General features: G+C 70.1%; 15 protein-coding genes and 1 pseudogene. 9 read left to right on the forward strand and 7 right to left on the reverse strand.

Annotation, left to right across the window (positions count from 1 at the left end):
* Positions 1–3: 3 nt before the first annotated feature.
* Together ACGFY9_RS29635 and ACGFY9_RS29640 are read left to right on the forward strand one after the other, a co-directional pair.
* Positions 4–1395, forward strand: a complete 1392-nt coding sequence (locus tag ACGFY9_RS29635) for a M1 family metallopeptidase (RefSeq protein ID WP_393759186.1) — start codon at positions 4–6, stop codon at positions 1393–1395.
* Positions 1396–1441: 46 nt separating this feature from the next.
* Complete coding sequence (locus ACGFY9_RS29640) at positions 1442–2098, forward strand: trimeric intracellular cation channel family protein (protein ID WP_393759188.1); 657 nt, start codon at positions 1442–1444, stop codon at positions 2096–2098.
* Here ACGFY9_RS29640 and ACGFY9_RS29645 read toward each other — a convergent pair.
* Positions 2007–3245 carry an alpha/beta hydrolase gene (locus tag ACGFY9_RS29645; RefSeq protein WP_393759190.1) on the reverse strand — a complete coding sequence of 413 codons (1239 nt, stop codon included), beginning with the start codon at positions 3243–3245 and terminating at the stop codon, positions 2007–2009. The two genes, ACGFY9_RS29640 and ACGFY9_RS29645, sit on opposite strands and share 92 nt — an antisense overlap.
* A gap of 163 nt (positions 3246–3408) precedes the next feature.
* Here ACGFY9_RS29645 and ACGFY9_RS29650 point away from each other — a divergent pair, with 163 nt between their 5' ends.
* Positions 3409–4272, forward strand: coding sequence for a thioesterase family protein (locus ACGFY9_RS29650; RefSeq protein ID WP_393759192.1), 864 nt, complete (start codon positions 3409–3411; stop codon positions 4270–4272).
* Here the strand turns inward: ACGFY9_RS29650 and ACGFY9_RS29655 are convergent.
* A complete protein-coding gene (locus ACGFY9_RS29655) occupies positions 4265–4852 on the reverse strand; it encodes a TIGR03086 family metal-binding protein (protein ID WP_393759194.1) in 588 nt (195 codons plus the stop codon). The two genes, ACGFY9_RS29650 and ACGFY9_RS29655, sit on opposite strands and share 8 nt — an antisense overlap.
* A gap of 78 nt (positions 4853–4930) precedes the next feature.
* Here ACGFY9_RS29655 and ACGFY9_RS29660 point away from each other — a divergent pair, with 78 nt between their 5' ends.
* A complete protein-coding gene (locus ACGFY9_RS29660) occupies positions 4931–5908 on the forward strand; it encodes a helix-turn-helix transcriptional regulator (protein ID WP_393759196.1) in 978 nt (325 codons plus the stop codon).
* Positions 5909–6048: 140 nt separating this feature from the next.
* Positions 6049–6420, forward strand: a complete 372-nt coding sequence (locus ACGFY9_RS29665) for a hypothetical protein (RefSeq protein WP_318018966.1) — start codon at positions 6049–6051, stop codon at positions 6418–6420.
* A gap of 468 nt (positions 6421–6888) precedes the next feature.
* On the opposite strand, the gene ACGFY9_RS29670 is transcribed toward ACGFY9_RS29665, so the two are convergent.
* Positions 6889–7512: a TetR family transcriptional regulator gene (locus ACGFY9_RS29670; RefSeq protein ID WP_393759198.1), complete on the reverse strand. Its 624-nt coding sequence runs from the start codon at positions 7510–7512 to the stop codon at positions 6889–6891.
* Between the two features lie 149 nt (positions 7513–7661).
* Here ACGFY9_RS29670 and ACGFY9_RS29675 point away from each other — a divergent pair, with 149 nt between their 5' ends.
* From ACGFY9_RS29675 to ACGFY9_RS29685, 3 genes are all read left to right on the forward strand, one after another.
* Entirely contained in the window at positions 7662–7829 is a 168-nt protein-coding gene (locus ACGFY9_RS29675) for a hypothetical protein (protein WP_365306810.1), read from the forward strand.
* Positions 7830–7894: 65 nt separating this feature from the next.
* Positions 7895–8191, forward strand: a complete 297-nt coding sequence (locus ACGFY9_RS29680; RefSeq protein WP_393759200.1) for a DUF4190 domain-containing protein — start codon at positions 7895–7897, stop codon at positions 8189–8191.
* 74 nt (positions 8192–8265) lie between these two features.
* Complete coding sequence (locus ACGFY9_RS29685; protein ID WP_393759202.1) at positions 8266–9429, forward strand: cysteine desulfurase family protein; 1164 nt, start codon at positions 8266–8268, stop codon at positions 9427–9429.
* 13 nt (positions 9430–9442) lie between these two features.
* Here the strand turns inward: ACGFY9_RS29685 and ACGFY9_RS29690 are convergent.
* Positions 9443–11005, reverse strand: a pseudogene (locus ACGFY9_RS29690) (multicopper oxidase family protein); the annotation flags it as partial.
* Between the two features lie 214 nt (positions 11006–11219).
* Positions 11220–11969: an N-acetylmuramoyl-L-alanine amidase gene (locus ACGFY9_RS29695; RefSeq protein ID WP_393759204.1), complete on the reverse strand. Its 750-nt coding sequence runs from the start codon at positions 11967–11969 to the stop codon at positions 11220–11222.
* Positions 11970–12029: 60 nt separating this feature from the next.
* On the opposite strand from ACGFY9_RS29695, the gene mnmA reads away from it, so the two are divergent.
* On the forward strand, positions 12030–13160 hold the full coding sequence (mnmA, locus tag ACGFY9_RS29700) for a tRNA 2-thiouridine(34) synthase MnmA (protein WP_393759206.1): 1131 nt from the start codon (positions 12030–12032) through the stop codon (positions 13158–13160).
* An 82-nt stretch (positions 13161–13242) separates the two neighbouring features.
* On the opposite strand, the gene ACGFY9_RS29705 is transcribed toward mnmA, so the two are convergent.
* Positions 13243–14028: an alpha/beta fold hydrolase gene (locus ACGFY9_RS29705; protein ID WP_393759208.1), complete on the reverse strand. Its 786-nt coding sequence runs from the start codon at positions 14026–14028 to the stop codon at positions 13243–13245.
* Positions 14029–14085: 57 nt separating this feature from the next.
* A complete protein-coding gene (locus tag ACGFY9_RS29710) occupies positions 14086–14409 on the reverse strand; it encodes a DUF427 domain-containing protein (protein WP_393759210.1) in 324 nt (107 codons plus the stop codon).
* Positions 14410–14442 lie beyond the last annotated feature (33 nt).

Consider the following 14442-nt stretch of genomic DNA (forward strand, 5'->3'; position numbering starts at 1 on the left):
CTCATGGCACTCTCCCGTTCGGCACGTTTAGGGGCCCTCGCTACCGCGGCGGCCTCTTTTCTTGTCATAGCCGCCTCCTCCGCCCCCACCCCCGGCGCCGACGGCATCGGTGACTCCTACTTCCCGCAACTCGGCAACGGCGGCTTCGACGCCCGGCACTACGCCCTCGACGTCGCCTACAACCCCGACACCGACCGCCTCGACGGCCGTACGACACTCACGGCACGCGCCACCCAGAACCTCTCCTCCTTCGACCTCGACCTGCAGAAGCTGGAGGTCACCAAGGTCCAAGTGAACGGAAGACAGGCCCAGTTCACCCGCACCGGCGACGAACTGCGCATCACCCCGAGGGACTCGCTCCGCAAGGGCAGGGACTTCACGGTCACCGTCACCTACGGCGGGGTGCCCGAACCCCTCAACGGACCCATCGTGTTCGGCTCCGACTACGGCTGGATGAAGACCACCGACGGAGTGTTCGTCGCGTGCGAACCCAACGCCGCCTCCACCTGGTTCCCGTCCAGCGACCACCCCTCCGACAAGGCCACCTACGACATCCGCATCAAGGCCCCCAAGGGCCTCACCGGAGTCTCCAACGGCCGGCTCGTCTCGACGTACGACAAGGGCGACTCGACGTACACCCACTGGCGCGAGAGCAAGCCCATGGCGACCTACCTCGCGACCGCCACCATCGGGAAGTTCGACGTGAAGACGGGTACGACCCCCGGCGGCACCCCGATCTACGTCGCCATCGACCCGGTCCTCGCCAACAGCAACAGCGTCGACGTGTACGCCGTGACCGCCGCCGCCACCGACTACTGGTCGCAGGTCTTCGGGCCGTACCCCTTCGAGGAGACCGGCGCGATCGTCGACGACATGCCGGAGGCCGGGTTCTCGCTGGAGGTGCAGAGCAAGCCCGCCTACTCGGCCGTGCGCAACGAGACGACGATCGTGCACGAGCTGGCCCACCAGTGGTTCGGCGACTCCGTGTCGGTCGCGCACTGGAAGGACATCTGGCTCAACGAGGGCTTCGCGACCTACGCCCAGTGGCTGTGGGCCGAGCACCAGGGCACCCGCACCGCGCACGACTCGTTCCTGGCCGGCTACAACTCCCGCCCCGCCGACAGCGCCTTCTGGCAGACCGTCGTAGCGGACCCGCAGCGGGACACCATGTTCGCGTCGGCCGTCTACCAGCGCGGCGCGATGACCCTCCAGATGCTCCGCGAACGCATCGGCGACACCGCGTTCTTCAAGCTGCTGCCCACCTGGACGAAGCTTCACCGCTACGGCAACGCGAGCACCGCCGAGTTCATCAAGCTCGCCGAGAAGATCAGCGGCCGGCAGCTCGACGACCTGTTCCAGACCTGGCTGTTCACGCCAGGGAAACCGACCCTGTAACCCTTGCTTTGAAAGGGAGGCACCCTTCCGCAGGTAAGAATGTGGGGTGCTTCAGCAACTGTTCAGCCCCTCCGTCCAGCACACGCTCGACCTCGTCGGCATCTTCGTGTTCGCCATCTCCGGCGCGCTGCTGGCCGTCCGCAAGAACTTCGACGTGTTCGGCATCGCCGTGCTCGCCGAGGTCACCGCGCTGGGCGGAGGGGTCTTCCGGGACCTCATCATCGGGGCCGTACCCCCGGCCGCCTTCACGGACCTGGGCTACTTCAGCACCCCGCTCGTCGCCGCGCTCCTCGTGTTCTTCCTCCATCCGCACGTGGAGCGCATCCAGGCCGGCGTCAACGTCTTCGACGCGGCCGGCCTCGGCCTGTTCTGTGTCACCGGCACGGTGAAGGCGTACGACTACGGGCTCGGCCTGACCGCCTCGGTGGCCCTCGGCCTCGGGTCCGCCGTCGGCGGCGGCGTGCTGCGGGACGTCCTGGCCAACGAGACTCCGTCCCTGCTCCGCTGGGACCGCGACCTGTACGCGGTCCCGGCGATCGTCGGCGCCACCATGGTCGCCGTCTGCATCCGCTACGACGCGCTGGGCCCGTTCACCAGCGGGCTCGCGGTCGTCACCGCTTTCGTGCTGCGCCTGCTCGCGATGCGGTTCCACTGGCGAGCTCCGCGTGCGTGGAACCGGAGGTCGACCGTCCGTGAGGAGTAGTCGTCCCGGTCTTCGCGTGCGGGTGGTTCTTGCCCATCTCCAGCGTCAGCCAGCGGAAGACCGCCTTCACCTGCGGCCGCCACAGCGCCATCGTGTGGCCGCCGTCACTGCGTGGCAGGAACACCACGTGCACGGTCGTCGGCGCCTCGGCGACGGAGGCCAGAGCGGTGCCCGCCTGGTAGCCGTCGCCGGACTCGCCGGAGATGTACAGGGCGATCGGCGGCGGGGTCTTCTTCGCCTTGAGCAGCAGGTACGGGTTGTTCGCGGCGCGCAGGGCCGGGCTCGCGGCGGCGAGTGAATTGCGTTCGGCGATCGGGTCGTTGTAGCCGGACATGCCCACGGCCGCGCGGTAGCGGTCCGGGTGGGCGACGGCGAGCTTGACCGCGCAGTGCGCCCCGGCCGAGTAGCCGGCCACCGCCCAGCCCGAAGGGGCGGGCTCGGCGCGGAAGTTGTCCATGACCATCTTCGGTACGTCGACGCTCAGCCAGGTGTCGGCGTTGACCGTGCCGGTGATGTTGGCGCAGCCGGTGTCGACGCCGGCCAGCAGGTTGGTGCGCGGCGCGACCAGGATGAAGGGCGCGACCCGCCCGCTCCTCATCAGCGGCAGCAGCTGCTCGTTCGCGTGCAGCGACCCGAACCAGGCCTTCGCCGAGCCGGGATAGCCCGGCAGCAGTTCGACGACCGGGAACCTGTGGTGCCGGTAGGCGGGTTCCTTGTACTGCGGCGGCAGCCACACGTACACCTCGGCGTTGACCCCGGAGACCTGGCCCTTGAGCTGGGTGACCTCGACCCCGCCGGCCGCGCGCATGCCGGGACCCTCGGCGGGGGAGAAGGCCTGCTTCACCTTGGGCAACCGCTTCAGCGAGATGTTTCCGGTGCCGTTCTTGCCCAGGTCGGCGGCCTGCTGGACGTGATTGCCGGTGCCGAGGAGGTCGGCCCAGTTGTCGTAGAGGTTGTTCTGGTTGTTGACCATGACGAAGACCAGGGTGACGGCCGTCGCCTGGGCGAACAGCAGCATCAGGGCCCGTGCCGCCACGCGTACGGCCTTGGGGCCGCGCGTCCGCGACCACAGCACGAGCGGCAGTATGAGGGCGACGATCGTCAGCACGACGGCGGTGTAGAGGAACGGAGTCCCGGTGAGGCTCATGTCCCCAAAGAGGGGGATCACGGGCCGCGCGTCACGGACGAGTTCGGACACTTACCAAGAAATTGCCGGTTCCTCACCCGCCCGGCCGATGGTCTGGCGGTGGTTTCATATGCCCGCAACAACAAAGCTACCGCTTAGTAATGTCATGTTGTACGGTTCATCCATGCGAGAAGCAGCATCCGCCCCGGCGCCCACGCGGGCCACGATCGGCGACAGCGAGTTCGACCGCGACACCGCGGTCACCCGTCGCGCCCCGGGCGTCTACGACATCGACCTCTCGGCCGGCTGGACGATCATCAGCGCTGTCAACGGCGGCTACCTCCTCGCCGTCCTGGGCCGAGCCCTGGCGGACGCGCTGCCCCACAACGACCCGTTCACGATCTCGGCGCACTACCTGACCGCGTCCCAGCCCGGCCCGGCGGTCATCCGCACGGACACCGTCCGCACCGGCCGCACCCTCTCCACCGGCCAGGCCTCCCTCTTCCAGTACGACGAAGAGGGCGGAGAGGTCGAGCGCATCCGGGTCCTGGCCTCCTACGGCGACCTGGACACCCTCCCGGACGACGTCCGCACGACGGCGAAGCCGCCCTCTTTCCCGCCCATGGACCAGTGCTTCGGCCCGGAAGACGGCCCCACTCCCGTCTCCGGCAGCTCGGCCATCGCCGACCGCCTGATGCTCAAGCTCGACCCGTCCACCCTCGGCTGGGCCCTGGGCGCCCCCTCCGGCAAGGGCGAGATGCGCTCCTGGTTCGGTCTGGCGGACGGCCGGGACGCGGACCCCTTGTCCCTCCTCCTCGCGGTGGACGCCCTCCCCCCGACCGCCTTCGAGATCGGCCTGAAGGGCTGGGTCCCCACGGTGGAACTCACCGTCCACGTCCGCGCCCGCCCCGCACCGGGACCGTTGAGGGTGTCGATCACCACCCGCAACCTGGCCGGCGGTTTCCTGGAGGAGGACGCGGAGGTCTGGGACAGCGAGGACCGACTGGTCGCCCAGTCGCGGCAGTTGGCACGCGCCCGCCTCAGCTGACCGGCTTCCGCCCCAGCCAGGCGGCCAACTGCCCGTACGCGTCGGCCCCTTCGGCCACCGGCACGGCCGTGTCGAAGGGTGTGCCGGCGTCCCGCTGCTCGTCCGGGAGGACCCGGCGGGCGATCGCGAGGGCGAACTCCGCCAGTTCCGGGTCGAGTTGGAGAGGGTGGCCCAGGGCCTCGGAGAGGTCCCAGGTGTGCGTGACGCCCTCCATGAGGTAGCCAGAGAGGGCGATATGGCCCGGGGCCTTGCCCCACGGGACCTGGACCAGGGCCTCCAGCCGCGTGTCGTCCGCCCATGCCTCCCGGACCCGGACGCGGGCCTCCTCGTACGCGGCCGGCCAGCTCTCGTCGGTCACACCGTCCACGAAGGGGTGTACGGCCATGCCGTCGCCGCCCTCGCCGATCGTCGCGATGCGGTGGGTGCCGCCGACGAGGTGGCTCAGCAGGGTCCGGACATCGAACTCCGTGCACGGGGTCGGGCCGGCCAGCTGTTCCGGTCGTACCGTCCCGATCAGGGCGGCGGCCTGCTCGGTGGCTCGGGTGTACAGGGGACGGGGGTCGTTCGCGTTGGGGTTCATGGCAGGGATGGTGGATCCATAACCTGACAGATTCCGTCAGCATTTGCCGGAGGGTTTCCGGCCGTGGATCCTGGGGGTGTGAAGGCCGACCGACTGCTCTCGATCCTGTTGCTTCTGCAGACCCGTGGCCGCGTCCCCGCGCGTGAACTCGCCGACCGGCTTGAGGTGTCGGTGCGGACCATCTACCGGGACGTCGAGGCGTTGTCCGCCTCCGGGGTGCCGGTGTACGCCGAGCGCGGGCGGCACGGCGGGATCGAGCTGCTCGCCGGGTTCCGTACGGACGTGACGGGACTGACCGCCGACGAATCGCGCGCCCTGTTCATCCTGGCCGCGCAGGGCGCCCACGCCGCACTCGGCCTCGACGCCGCGCTCGGTTCCGCGCTGCGCAAGGTGATGGCCGCGCTGCCGGCGCCGTACCGGCCGGCCGCCGAGGTGACCTCGCGGCGCATCCTCGTCGATGCCACGCGGTGGAAGGGCGGGCCCCAACCCGCCGTGGATCTGGACGTGTTGCAGGACGCGGTCTTCGCCGACCGGCGGTTGCGACTGCGCTATCGACACAGCGGGGCGAAGGAGCCGAGCACCTACACCGTCGACCCGTACGGCCTCGTCTCCAAGGCCGGTGTCTGGTATCTCGTCGCCGACCGCCGTGCGCGCCCCCGCCTCTTCCGCGCCGACCGCGTGCACTCGGCCACCCTCCTCCCCGACCCGGTGAAGCGCCGCCCGGGCGTCGAACTCGCCGACGCCTGGGAGGAGTTGCGCCGCCAGGTCGAGGAACGCCCCGGCGGACTCGACGTCACCGTCCGCGTCCGCCGCTCCCGCCTCGACATGTTCCTGCGCCTCAACGCCTCCTCGCTCACCGAACTCCCCGAGGACGAGGGCGAGAACGAGTGGGTGACGGTCCGGCTGTCGTACGGCGTCGTCCGCGAGGCACGCCAACTGCTCCAGTTCGCCGACGCGTTGGAGGTCGTATCGCCGCCGGAGGTGCGCGCCGAGGTGGCTGCGGCGGCCGCTTCTGTCACGGAGCTGTACCAGCGAGTAGGCGCGGCCCGGCCGTGAAGTCGCAGGTCAGGGTGGTCTCTTGGGCTGCCCTTTACTCCGCGCACAGGGTGAGGACAGGGCTCGGACAACGAAGCCCTAAGCGGCGTTGGTTGAGTTCCCGTCACAAGACATCCTCATCGTTTTTGGAGTTGTTTCTCATGAAGCGTGCGCGTCTCATCCCCGCAGTGGCCCTGCTGGCGCTCTCGCCCCTGGCCCTGGCGGCCTGCGGGTCGAGCGACTCGTCGTCGTCCTCCGGCAGCGGCAACTCCGGTTCCACGCAGTCCTGTTCCGCCTCCGGCATGCCCACCGGCAACGCCACGGCACGGCCCAGCGGCGCCCCCTCGGGCGCGCCCACGGGCGCCGCGGCCTCGGGCAAGCCGACGGGCATGCCGACCGGCAACGCCTCCGGCATGCCGACCGGTGGCCCCGGCGGGGGCGGCGGACAGGGCGGCCAGGGCGGCGGCCCCGGCGGCGGGTGCGGCGGCGGCCCGGGCGGCGGCCAGATGAGCGGGGCCCCGCAGCAGGGCTGACCGCGGCTCCCGCACAACAGGGGCGGCACACTCGCACACCGGGCGTGCCGCCCCTGTCGCATGCCCGCCGTCCGCACGGAACTCCCGGCCGCAGGTGCGGAGTTGCTACCGGCGTGGAACTTCCGGCCGCTGGTGTGGAGTTGCTACCGGCGTGGAACTTCCCGCCGCTCGTGTGGAGTGGCGACCGGCAGGGAATTCCCGGCCGCTGGTGTGGAGTGGTGACCGGCGCGGAACTTCCGGCCGCTGGTGTGGAGTGGTGACCGGCGCGGAACTTCCGGCCGCTGGTGTGGAGTGGTGACCGGCGCGGAATTCCCGGCGCCGGTGCGGACTTGCTACCGGCAAGGAACTCCCAGCCCCCGGTGCCTAGTTGCTACCGGCGCGGAATTCCCGGCCGCCGGTGCGGACTTGCTACCGGCACGGAGCTGTCGGTCGGCGATGGAGAATTGCCCGGCGGCACCGCACCGCACCTCAGCCCAGCCAGTGCCTCCGGCCCACGCTGATCAACCGCATCTGCTGCTGGGCGAGTTGGGCCACGCGCTCGCGCTCCTCGGGCGACGCCTCCAGTGCCTCCAGGAAGAGTGAGGCCGTGATGAGCATCTGGTCCACATAGAGGTGGGCCAGCATCAGCAGGTCGTCGTCGCGCCAGCCCCGTGACTCGGGGTCTTTGGCCAGCTCGGCCTTCACCTCCTCGGCGAACCGGGCTAGTTGGTCCCGGATGGCCTCCCGCACCGGCTGCACCCCGCCGTGCCGCTCGCGCGCGATGAAGCGGACGTGTGCCGGGTGCGAATCCACGTGATGGGCGATCAACTCGACGGCCCGCGTGATGCGTTGGCCGCTGTCCGCCGGGGCCACCGTCTGCCGGATCATCGGATGCAGACTGCCCAGTGCCTCCTCGACGAGCGCGACCCCGAGGTCGGCCGTGGAGCGGAAGTGCCGGTAGAACGCGGTCGGGGCGACGCCCACGGCCCGGGTGACCTCGCGCAGGCCCAGACTGCTCAGGCTCTGCTCCTCCAGCAGCCCCAACGCGGCGTCCAGCAACGCCTGTCGGGTCTTCTGCTTCTGTACCTGCCGGATGCCGAGGGTGTGACTCATGTCATCCAGTTAACAACTGTTCTCCGTAATTGGAAAGTCGCCGGACGCGCTAGACTCAAGTTCAGTGAACAAGTGTTACTACAACCGTTCACCGAAACGTAACGAGAGCCGTCCGGACGTCCCGGTCGGCTCGGAGGGGGATTCATCCCATGCTGTTCCTCGTCGTAGCGCTCCTGCTGTTCGGCGTCGTGGTGGGCACCGTGGCCCACGCGCCGCTCGCCTTCACCGCCGTCGCCGCCACCGTCATCGCCGTATGGCTGGGCATCTTCGCGCTCCGCGAGCGGCACGGCCGCCGCAGCCGTACGACCGCCAACTGACCGTCCGCGGCTGCCAGTCGACCGCCCGACCCACCACCCGCCCGATCATCGGGAGCTGAACCCACATGCAACTCACCGCACCGGCAACCAGCAGCACCACCAACGACAACGCCGACGTGAAGCCCACCGGCCGTCGTGACGCCGACGGCATGGCCGTCGCGTCCTTCATCCTCGGCCTCGTCGGTCTGCTCGTGCTCAACGTGTTCCTCGGCCCGATCGCCATCGCCCTGGCCGGCGCGGCGCTGTGGCGCGGCACCGCCCGTCGCGGCCGTGCCTTCCTCGGCCTCGGACTCGGCATCGCCGATCTGCTGGTCCTCGTCGCCTTCATGCAGCTGGACAGCACGGTCTCCTGGAGCTTCTAGGAGACCCGCCGGATCCCGCCAGGCGTGCCCGCCCCTCCGGGGTGCGCACCGGGGCCCGTAGAATCGGCGTCACCATGGCATACCTCGACCACGCCGCGACCACCCCGATGCTTCCCGAGGCAGTCGAGGCGATGACGGCCCACCTGAGCATCACGGGCAACGCCTCCTCCCTCCACGCTTCCGGCCGCAAGGCCCGCCGTACGGTCGAAGAGGCCCGGGAGACCCTCGCCGAAGCGCTCGGCGCCCGCCCCAGCGAGGTCGTGTTCACCTCCGGCGGCACCGAGGCCGACAACCTCGCGGTGAAGGGCCTGTACTGGTCCCGCCGCGACGCCGACCCGGCCCGCACCCGGGTCCTGGCCAGCCCCGTCGAGCACCACGCCGTCCTGGACGCCGTCCACTGGCTGGGCGAGCACGAGGGCGCCACCGTCGAGTACCTCCCCGTCGACTCCTACGGCCGGGTCCGCCCCGAGGTGCTGCGCGAGGCGATCGCCCGCAACCCCGACGACGTCGCCCTGGCGACCGTGATGTGGGCCAACAACGAGATCGGCACGGTCCTGCCGGTCCGTGAACTCGCCGATGTGGCGGGGGAGTTCGGCATCCCGCTGCACGCCGACGCGGTGCAGGCCTTCGGTCAGGTTCCGGTCGACTTCGCCGCCTCCGGGCTCGCCGCGGCGACCGTCTCCGGGCACAAGATCGGCGGACCGTACGGCATCGGCGCCCTGCTGCTGGGCCGCGAGTACACCCCCGTACCCGTTCTGCACGGCGGCGGCCAGGAACGCCATGTCCGCTCCGGCACCCTCGACGTCCCCGCGATCGCCTCCTTCGCGGTCGCCGGCCGGCTCGCCGCCGAACAGCGCGAGTGGTTCGCCCGCGAGATCGGCGCCCTGCGCGACGAGCTGGTCTCCGCCGTCCGTACGGCGGTCCCGGACGCGATCCTCGGCGGCGACCCGGTGGACCGCCTCCCGGCCAACGCCCACTTCACGTTCCCCGGCTGCGAGGGCGACTCCCTGCTGCTCCTGCTGGACGCCCAGGGCATCGAGTGCTCCACCGGCTCGGCCTGCACGGCGGGCGTCGCCCAGCCCAGCCACGTCCTCCTGGCCACCGGCACCGATCCGGACCTGGCCCGCGGCACCCTGCGCTTCTCTCTCGGCCACACCTCCACGGAGGCCGATGTGGATGCCGTCGCGAAGGCGATCGGCCCGGCGGTGGACCGTGCTCGCGCCGCCGGGCTGACCTGACCGTCGCTGCCTAACTGTCCGTCACCATGAGGGCGGCCATCATGCCCTCGTCCTCGTGTTGGAGGAGATGGCAGTGGAGCATGTACATATACGTGTCGTCGGAGAAGTCCGTGAACTCCATGGCGATCTCGATCGAGCCGCCACCGACCACTTCGTAGGTGTCGTACCAGCCGAGTTCGACGCCTGTCGGTGTCTCGCCGTTGATCGATATGAGCTGGTACGGCACGTCGTGCAGATGGAACGAGTGTTCCAGCTGGGTGCTGTTCTTGATCGTCCAGATCTCCTTGGACCCCAGCGTGGTGCTGATCATCGCCATGGAGGACATGCTGGTGCCGGCCGAGCCGTTGATCAGCATGGTCGTGCCGCTCTGGCCGAGCGTGATGGTGCGGGCCGTGAAGTCGCTGGTGTCGTAGCGGTCGATCGTGTTGAGGGTGCTGGGGAGGTCGTCCGGGGTGTCGGTGCCGCTCGCGGTGATGGCGAGGACGTCGTAGGTGCCGCTGCCGCCGCGGACCCAGCCGGTGGTGATGACGGCCTGGAGCGTCGCGTCCGCGCTCAGGTCCATCACGAACTCGGCGCGGGCGCCGGCCACCAGCCGGATCGACGTGACGTCGGTCGCCTCGGTCAGATAGCCCTGGTCGGTGGCGATCTGGCTGAGCGTGCCGCCGTCGCTGCGCTGGACGGTGATGATGTCGGAGGGCGAGGCGTTCAGCACGCGGAAGCGGGTGCGGGTCTTGGTGGCCGTGAAGCCGAGCGTGGTGGAGTCGACGTTCGTGCCGTTCAGCAGCAGCGGGTAGCTGAGACCGCTGCTGAGGTAGCCCGCCAGGTCGTACTTGATGTCCCCGGCGCTGTCGGTGGCCAGGCACTGGAAGATCAGCGGGATGTCGTCGACGCCGTAGTCGCTGGGCAGGTCCGACGAGGTGGTCGAGTCGTCCTCGACGATGATCATCCCGGCCAGCCCGTGCACCGCCTGCTTGGCCGTGGTGCCCAGCGCGTGCGGGTGGTACCAGAGGGTCTTAGCGTCGTCGTCGACCGTGAACGTCGGCGACCAGGTGGTCCCGTCGGAGAACGCGACCTGCGGGCCGCCGTCCATCTTGGCCGGGACGTGGGCGCCGTGGAAGTGGACAGTGGTGTCCGCGCCCAGGCTGTTGGTGATGTTCAGCAGCACTGTGTCGCCGTTGGTCCACTTCATGGTGGGACCGAGGAACGACTGGTTGTAGCCCATGGTGCTGCTGGTGACGCCGCTCAGCACCTCGGCGGTGCCGGTCTTGGCCTCCAGGGTGAAGGTCGTGGTGCTGTCGCTGGTCGTGCCCTCCAGGAGGTCCGGGATGACCAGGGTGCTGTCCGCCGCGGACGCCTTGTTCTTCGCCGCGTCGTTCAGCAGTGAGAAGGCGCCTCCCGCCGCGGCGACCGCCGCGATGCCGGCCCCGGCCATACCGCCGAGGAACTTGCGCCGGTGCAGACCCTTGCCCCGGGCCGCGATGTCCTTGCCGTGCTCGCGCTTCTCGGCCGTGGACTTGCGGTGGTAGCCCTTCGCGTCTCTGTTCTCTCCGGACGCGGGCTCGCTGGTGTGTGTCATGGGGTCAGAGATTTGACCTAAGGACTGTGTAAAGACTGGGGAGTTGTTAGTAGTCAGCCGGGCAATCTGTGAAAGGTAAGCGTGCGCGGTCGCTCCCCAACTCCCCTTGAATCAAAGCGGAGTTGGCGTGCCCCAGGTCACATCCGGAGCGGGGGACGCATCGGACACCGCCGTGACTGAAACGACTCATAGCCAAACCGCCATGTGACGCGAGTCACGCTTGTGTCCGGTGTGCCCGCCTTACGAGTGCCATGTACCGGTCCCAGTCCCAGTACCGCCCCGGGTCCGTGTGATCGGTCCCCGGCACCTCCACGTGCCCGATGACATGCTTCCGGTCCACAGGGATTCCGTAGCGCCGGCATATCTCCGCCGTCAGCCGCGCGGAGTTCGTGTACATCACGTCCGTGAACGACGACTTCCGCTCCACGAAGCCCTCGTGCTCGATGCCGACACTGCGTTCGTTGTACTCGCGGTTCCCCGCGTGGAAGGCCACGTCCAGCTCGCGGATCATCTGCGTGATGTCCCCGCGCTGCCGGACGATGTAGTGCGCGGCCGCCTGGTGCGAGGGGTCCTCGAAGGCCTTCACCGCGCTCTCGTAACTGCCCTGTGTGACATGGATGACCACCCGGTCTATCGCGTAGTCGTCCGGCCGGTCGGCCCGCCGGTAGTTCGCCGAGGACGCCGCCACCCACGTGGCCCCCCGGAAATCGACGGCCCCCGGAGTCCGCGGCTTCTCCACCCCCGGCGTCCGCCACCACAACCGCGCCAACTCGTCCCGAGCCACCACAGCGGTCCCTACGGCGGCCACGACCCCGCCGATGAGCAGCGCACGCCGCCCGGGCCGCCGGCCGGCGGGACCCGGTGAGGTGTCCGCGGGACCCGGCGGCTTCCCCGCCCGATCGCCCGGATCGCCCTGACTGTCCTGACGACTTTGATGGTTCTGATCGCTCTGTGTCTCCCCCATGTGATCGTCAACGGATACTCGCGGGCCCCGGTTCCCGAGGACCCGTACCCTGGAAGGGTTATGACTGAGACCTCGCAGCGCCCCCGCCCCCTTCGCGTACTCGCCGCCATGTCGGGCGGCGTCGACTCCGCCGTCGCCGCCGCCCGCGCCGCCGAAGCCGGCCACGACGTGACCGGCGTCCACCTCGCGCTCTCCGCGAACCCGCAATCGTTCCGCACGGGCGCGCGTGGCTGTTGCACGATCGAGGACTCACGGGACGCCCGCCGCGCCGCCGACGTCATCGGCATCCCGTTCTACGTCTGGGACCTTGCCGACCGATTCCGTGAGGACGTCGTCGAGGACTTCGTCGCCGAGTACGAGGCCGGCCGCACCCCGAACCCGTGCCTGCGCTGCAACGAGAAGATCAAGTTCGCCGCGCTCCTCGACAAGGCCCTCGCCCTCGGCTTCGACGCGGTCTGCACCGGCCACTACGCCCAGGTGATCGTGAACGAGGACGGCACCCGCGAACTGCACCGCGCCTCCGACATGGCCAAGGACCAGTCGTACGTCCTCGGTGTCCTGGACGAGCGGCAGCTCGCACACGCGCTGTTCCCGCTCGGCGACACCGTGACGACGAAGGACGAGATCCGCGCGGAGGCCGAGCGCCGTGGCCTCGCGGTCGCCAAGAAGCCCGACTCGCACGACATCTGCTTCATCGCCGACGGCGACACCCAGGGCTTCCTGGCCAACCGCCTCGGCAAGGCCGAGGGCGACATCGTCGACGAGTCCGGCTCCGTCATCGGCTCGCACGAGGGCGCGTACGGCTTCACCATCGGCCAGCGCAAGGGCCTGCGGATCGGCACCCCGGCCGCCGACGGCAAGCCGCGCTACGTCCTGGACATCTCCCCGGTCGACAACACGGTGACGGTCGGCCCGGCCGCCTCCCTGGACGTCAGCGGCCTCACCGCCGTCAAGCCCCGCTGGTGCGGCACGGCCCCCTCCGGCCCCGGCACCTACACCGCCCAGCTCCGCGCCCACGGCGGCGAGACCGAGGTCACCGCCGAACTCGTCGACGGCACCCTGGAGGTGTCGTTCACCGAGCCCGTGCGGGGCGTGGCCCCCGGGCAGGCGATCGTGCTGTACGACGACACGCGCGTGGTGGGGTCGGCGACGATCGCGACGACCACGCGCGCGGCGACGGCGATGGCCTGAGACCACATACTGAGATCAGGGCGCCTGAGGTCGGTCTTGCGATCAGGGCCTGAGACCGGGGTCAAGTCGTCGGGCGGCCGGGTCAGTTCGAGTCCGCGAAGAACTCGGCGAGCACGGGCGCGAGGACGGTCGGGTCCACCATGTGGGTCTGACCGTCCAGGGTGCGATACGTCCCGTCCGGCGCCGCGTCGGCCACGGCCCGCGCGGCCTCCCGCATCCACTCGGCGCTCGCGCCGCCCGCGATGGTGAGCACCGGGACGGACAAGGACGCCAGCCGGTCCGTCGGCACCAATCCGTCCCCCATGGCCGCGTCGTCGTAGGCGAGGGTCGGGGCGATGGCCTCCATGCCGGGCCACACGGGGGAGTGGCGGGCGCCGTCGATCATCTCCGGGGGCGCGCCGGTGAGTGCCATGAAGAGCGCGACGGCGTCGCCGTGGCGGCCCTCGGCGAGGAGTTCCGTGAGGCGCTCGGTGTACTCGGCGCGCTCCTTGGCGCCGGTCGCGTCGAGGGCGAACGGCGGCTCGTACAGGGCGACTTGGGTGACGGGGAGGCCGCTCGCCGCCGCGTGCAGGACGAGGGCGGCGCCGGACGAGTGCCCGTAGAGGGACGCGCTGCCGCCGACGGCGTCGATCAGCGCCGCGAGGTCCTCGACCTCCCGGGCCACCGCGAACGGGGCCGTGTCGCCGCTCGCGCCCCGGCCCCGGCGGTCGTACGGGACGGCCGCGAACCGGTGCGCGAGCTGCGCGGCGAGCGGCAGCAGGCCGTCGCCCGTCGTCATCGCGCCCCCGACCAGGACGACGGGCGGACCCGCACCGATGCGTTCGTACGCGATGGCGGTGCCGTCGCGCGAAACAGTCTTCTTCTCCATGTCGGTGAAGACTGCCGAAGGAACGCCGATTAATCGGTCACGACACTTCTCAATCGGTCACGACACTTCTACTTCGTAGAAGCAGAGGTGGTCCTTGATCTGTGCGACGTCGGGCTTGGGGTCGGGGTACGCCCACACCAGGTCGGGGGCGTCCGGCAGGGACCAGTAGGACGCGTCGCCCTTGAAGGGGCAGTGCGTGTGGGTCTCGGAGGGGGTCAGGAGGTCGAGGCGTACATCCTCCGGAGGGAGGTAGTACCGCACCGGAGAACCGGTCTCCTTCAGGACGAGGGGGCGGTCGCTCTCCGCCAGCACCTGGTCGCCGTGGACGACGCGGACGTGCCGGTCGCCCTGCTCGATCGTGATCGTGTGTCCTTGGGCCATACCGGAAAAGCACTCGCGGGCCCCTGGTTCTTC

Origin of the sequence: Streptomyces sp. NPDC048504 (assembly GCF_043200035.1) — a bacterium.
Classification (GTDB): Bacteria; Actinomycetota; Actinomycetes; order Streptomycetales; family Streptomycetaceae; genus Streptomyces.

Excerpts from the sequence above, each read along its gene's own strand:
- ACGFY9_RS29635 (WP_393759186.1), top strand. The coding sequence starts at position 4 with ATGGCACTCTCCCGTTCGGCACGTTTAGGGGCCCTCGCTACCGCGGCG.
- ACGFY9_RS29645 (WP_393759190.1), bottom strand. The coding sequence starts at position 3,245 with ATGAGCCTCACCGGGACTCCGTTCCTCTACACCGCCGTCGTGCTGACG.
- ACGFY9_RS29650 (WP_393759192.1), top strand. The coding sequence starts at position 3,409 with ATGCGAGAAGCAGCATCCGCCCCGGCGCCCACGCGGGCCACGATCGGC.
- ACGFY9_RS29655 (WP_393759194.1), bottom strand. The coding sequence starts at position 4,852 with ATGAACCCCAACGCGAACGACCCCCGTCCCCTGTACACCCGAGCCACC.
- ACGFY9_RS29665 (WP_318018966.1), top strand. The coding sequence starts at position 6,049 with ATGAAGCGTGCGCGTCTCATCCCCGCAGTGGCCCTGCTGGCGCTCTCG.
- ACGFY9_RS29670 (WP_393759198.1), bottom strand. The coding sequence starts at position 7,512 with ATGAGTCACACCCTCGGCATCCGGCAGGTACAGAAGCAGAAGACCCGA.
- ACGFY9_RS29675 (WP_365306810.1), top strand. The coding sequence starts at position 7,662 with ATGCTGTTCCTCGTCGTAGCGCTCCTGCTGTTCGGCGTCGTGGTGGGC.
- ACGFY9_RS29680 (WP_393759200.1), top strand. The coding sequence starts at position 7,895 with ATGCAACTCACCGCACCGGCAACCAGCAGCACCACCAACGACAACGCC.
- ACGFY9_RS29685 (WP_393759202.1), top strand. The coding sequence starts at position 8,266 with ATGGCATACCTCGACCACGCCGCGACCACCCCGATGCTTCCCGAGGCA.
- ACGFY9_RS29695 (WP_393759204.1), bottom strand. The coding sequence starts at position 11,969 with ATGGGGGAGACACAGAGCGATCAGAACCATCAAAGTCGTCAGGACAGT.
- mnmA (WP_393759206.1), top strand. The coding sequence starts at position 12,030 with ATGACTGAGACCTCGCAGCGCCCCCGCCCCCTTCGCGTACTCGCCGCC.
- ACGFY9_RS29705 (WP_393759208.1), bottom strand. The coding sequence starts at position 14,028 with ATGGAGAAGAAGACTGTTTCGCGCGACGGCACCGCCATCGCGTACGAA.
- ACGFY9_RS29710 (WP_393759210.1), bottom strand. The coding sequence starts at position 14,409 with ATGGCCCAAGGACACACGATCACGATCGAGCAGGGCGACCGGCACGTC.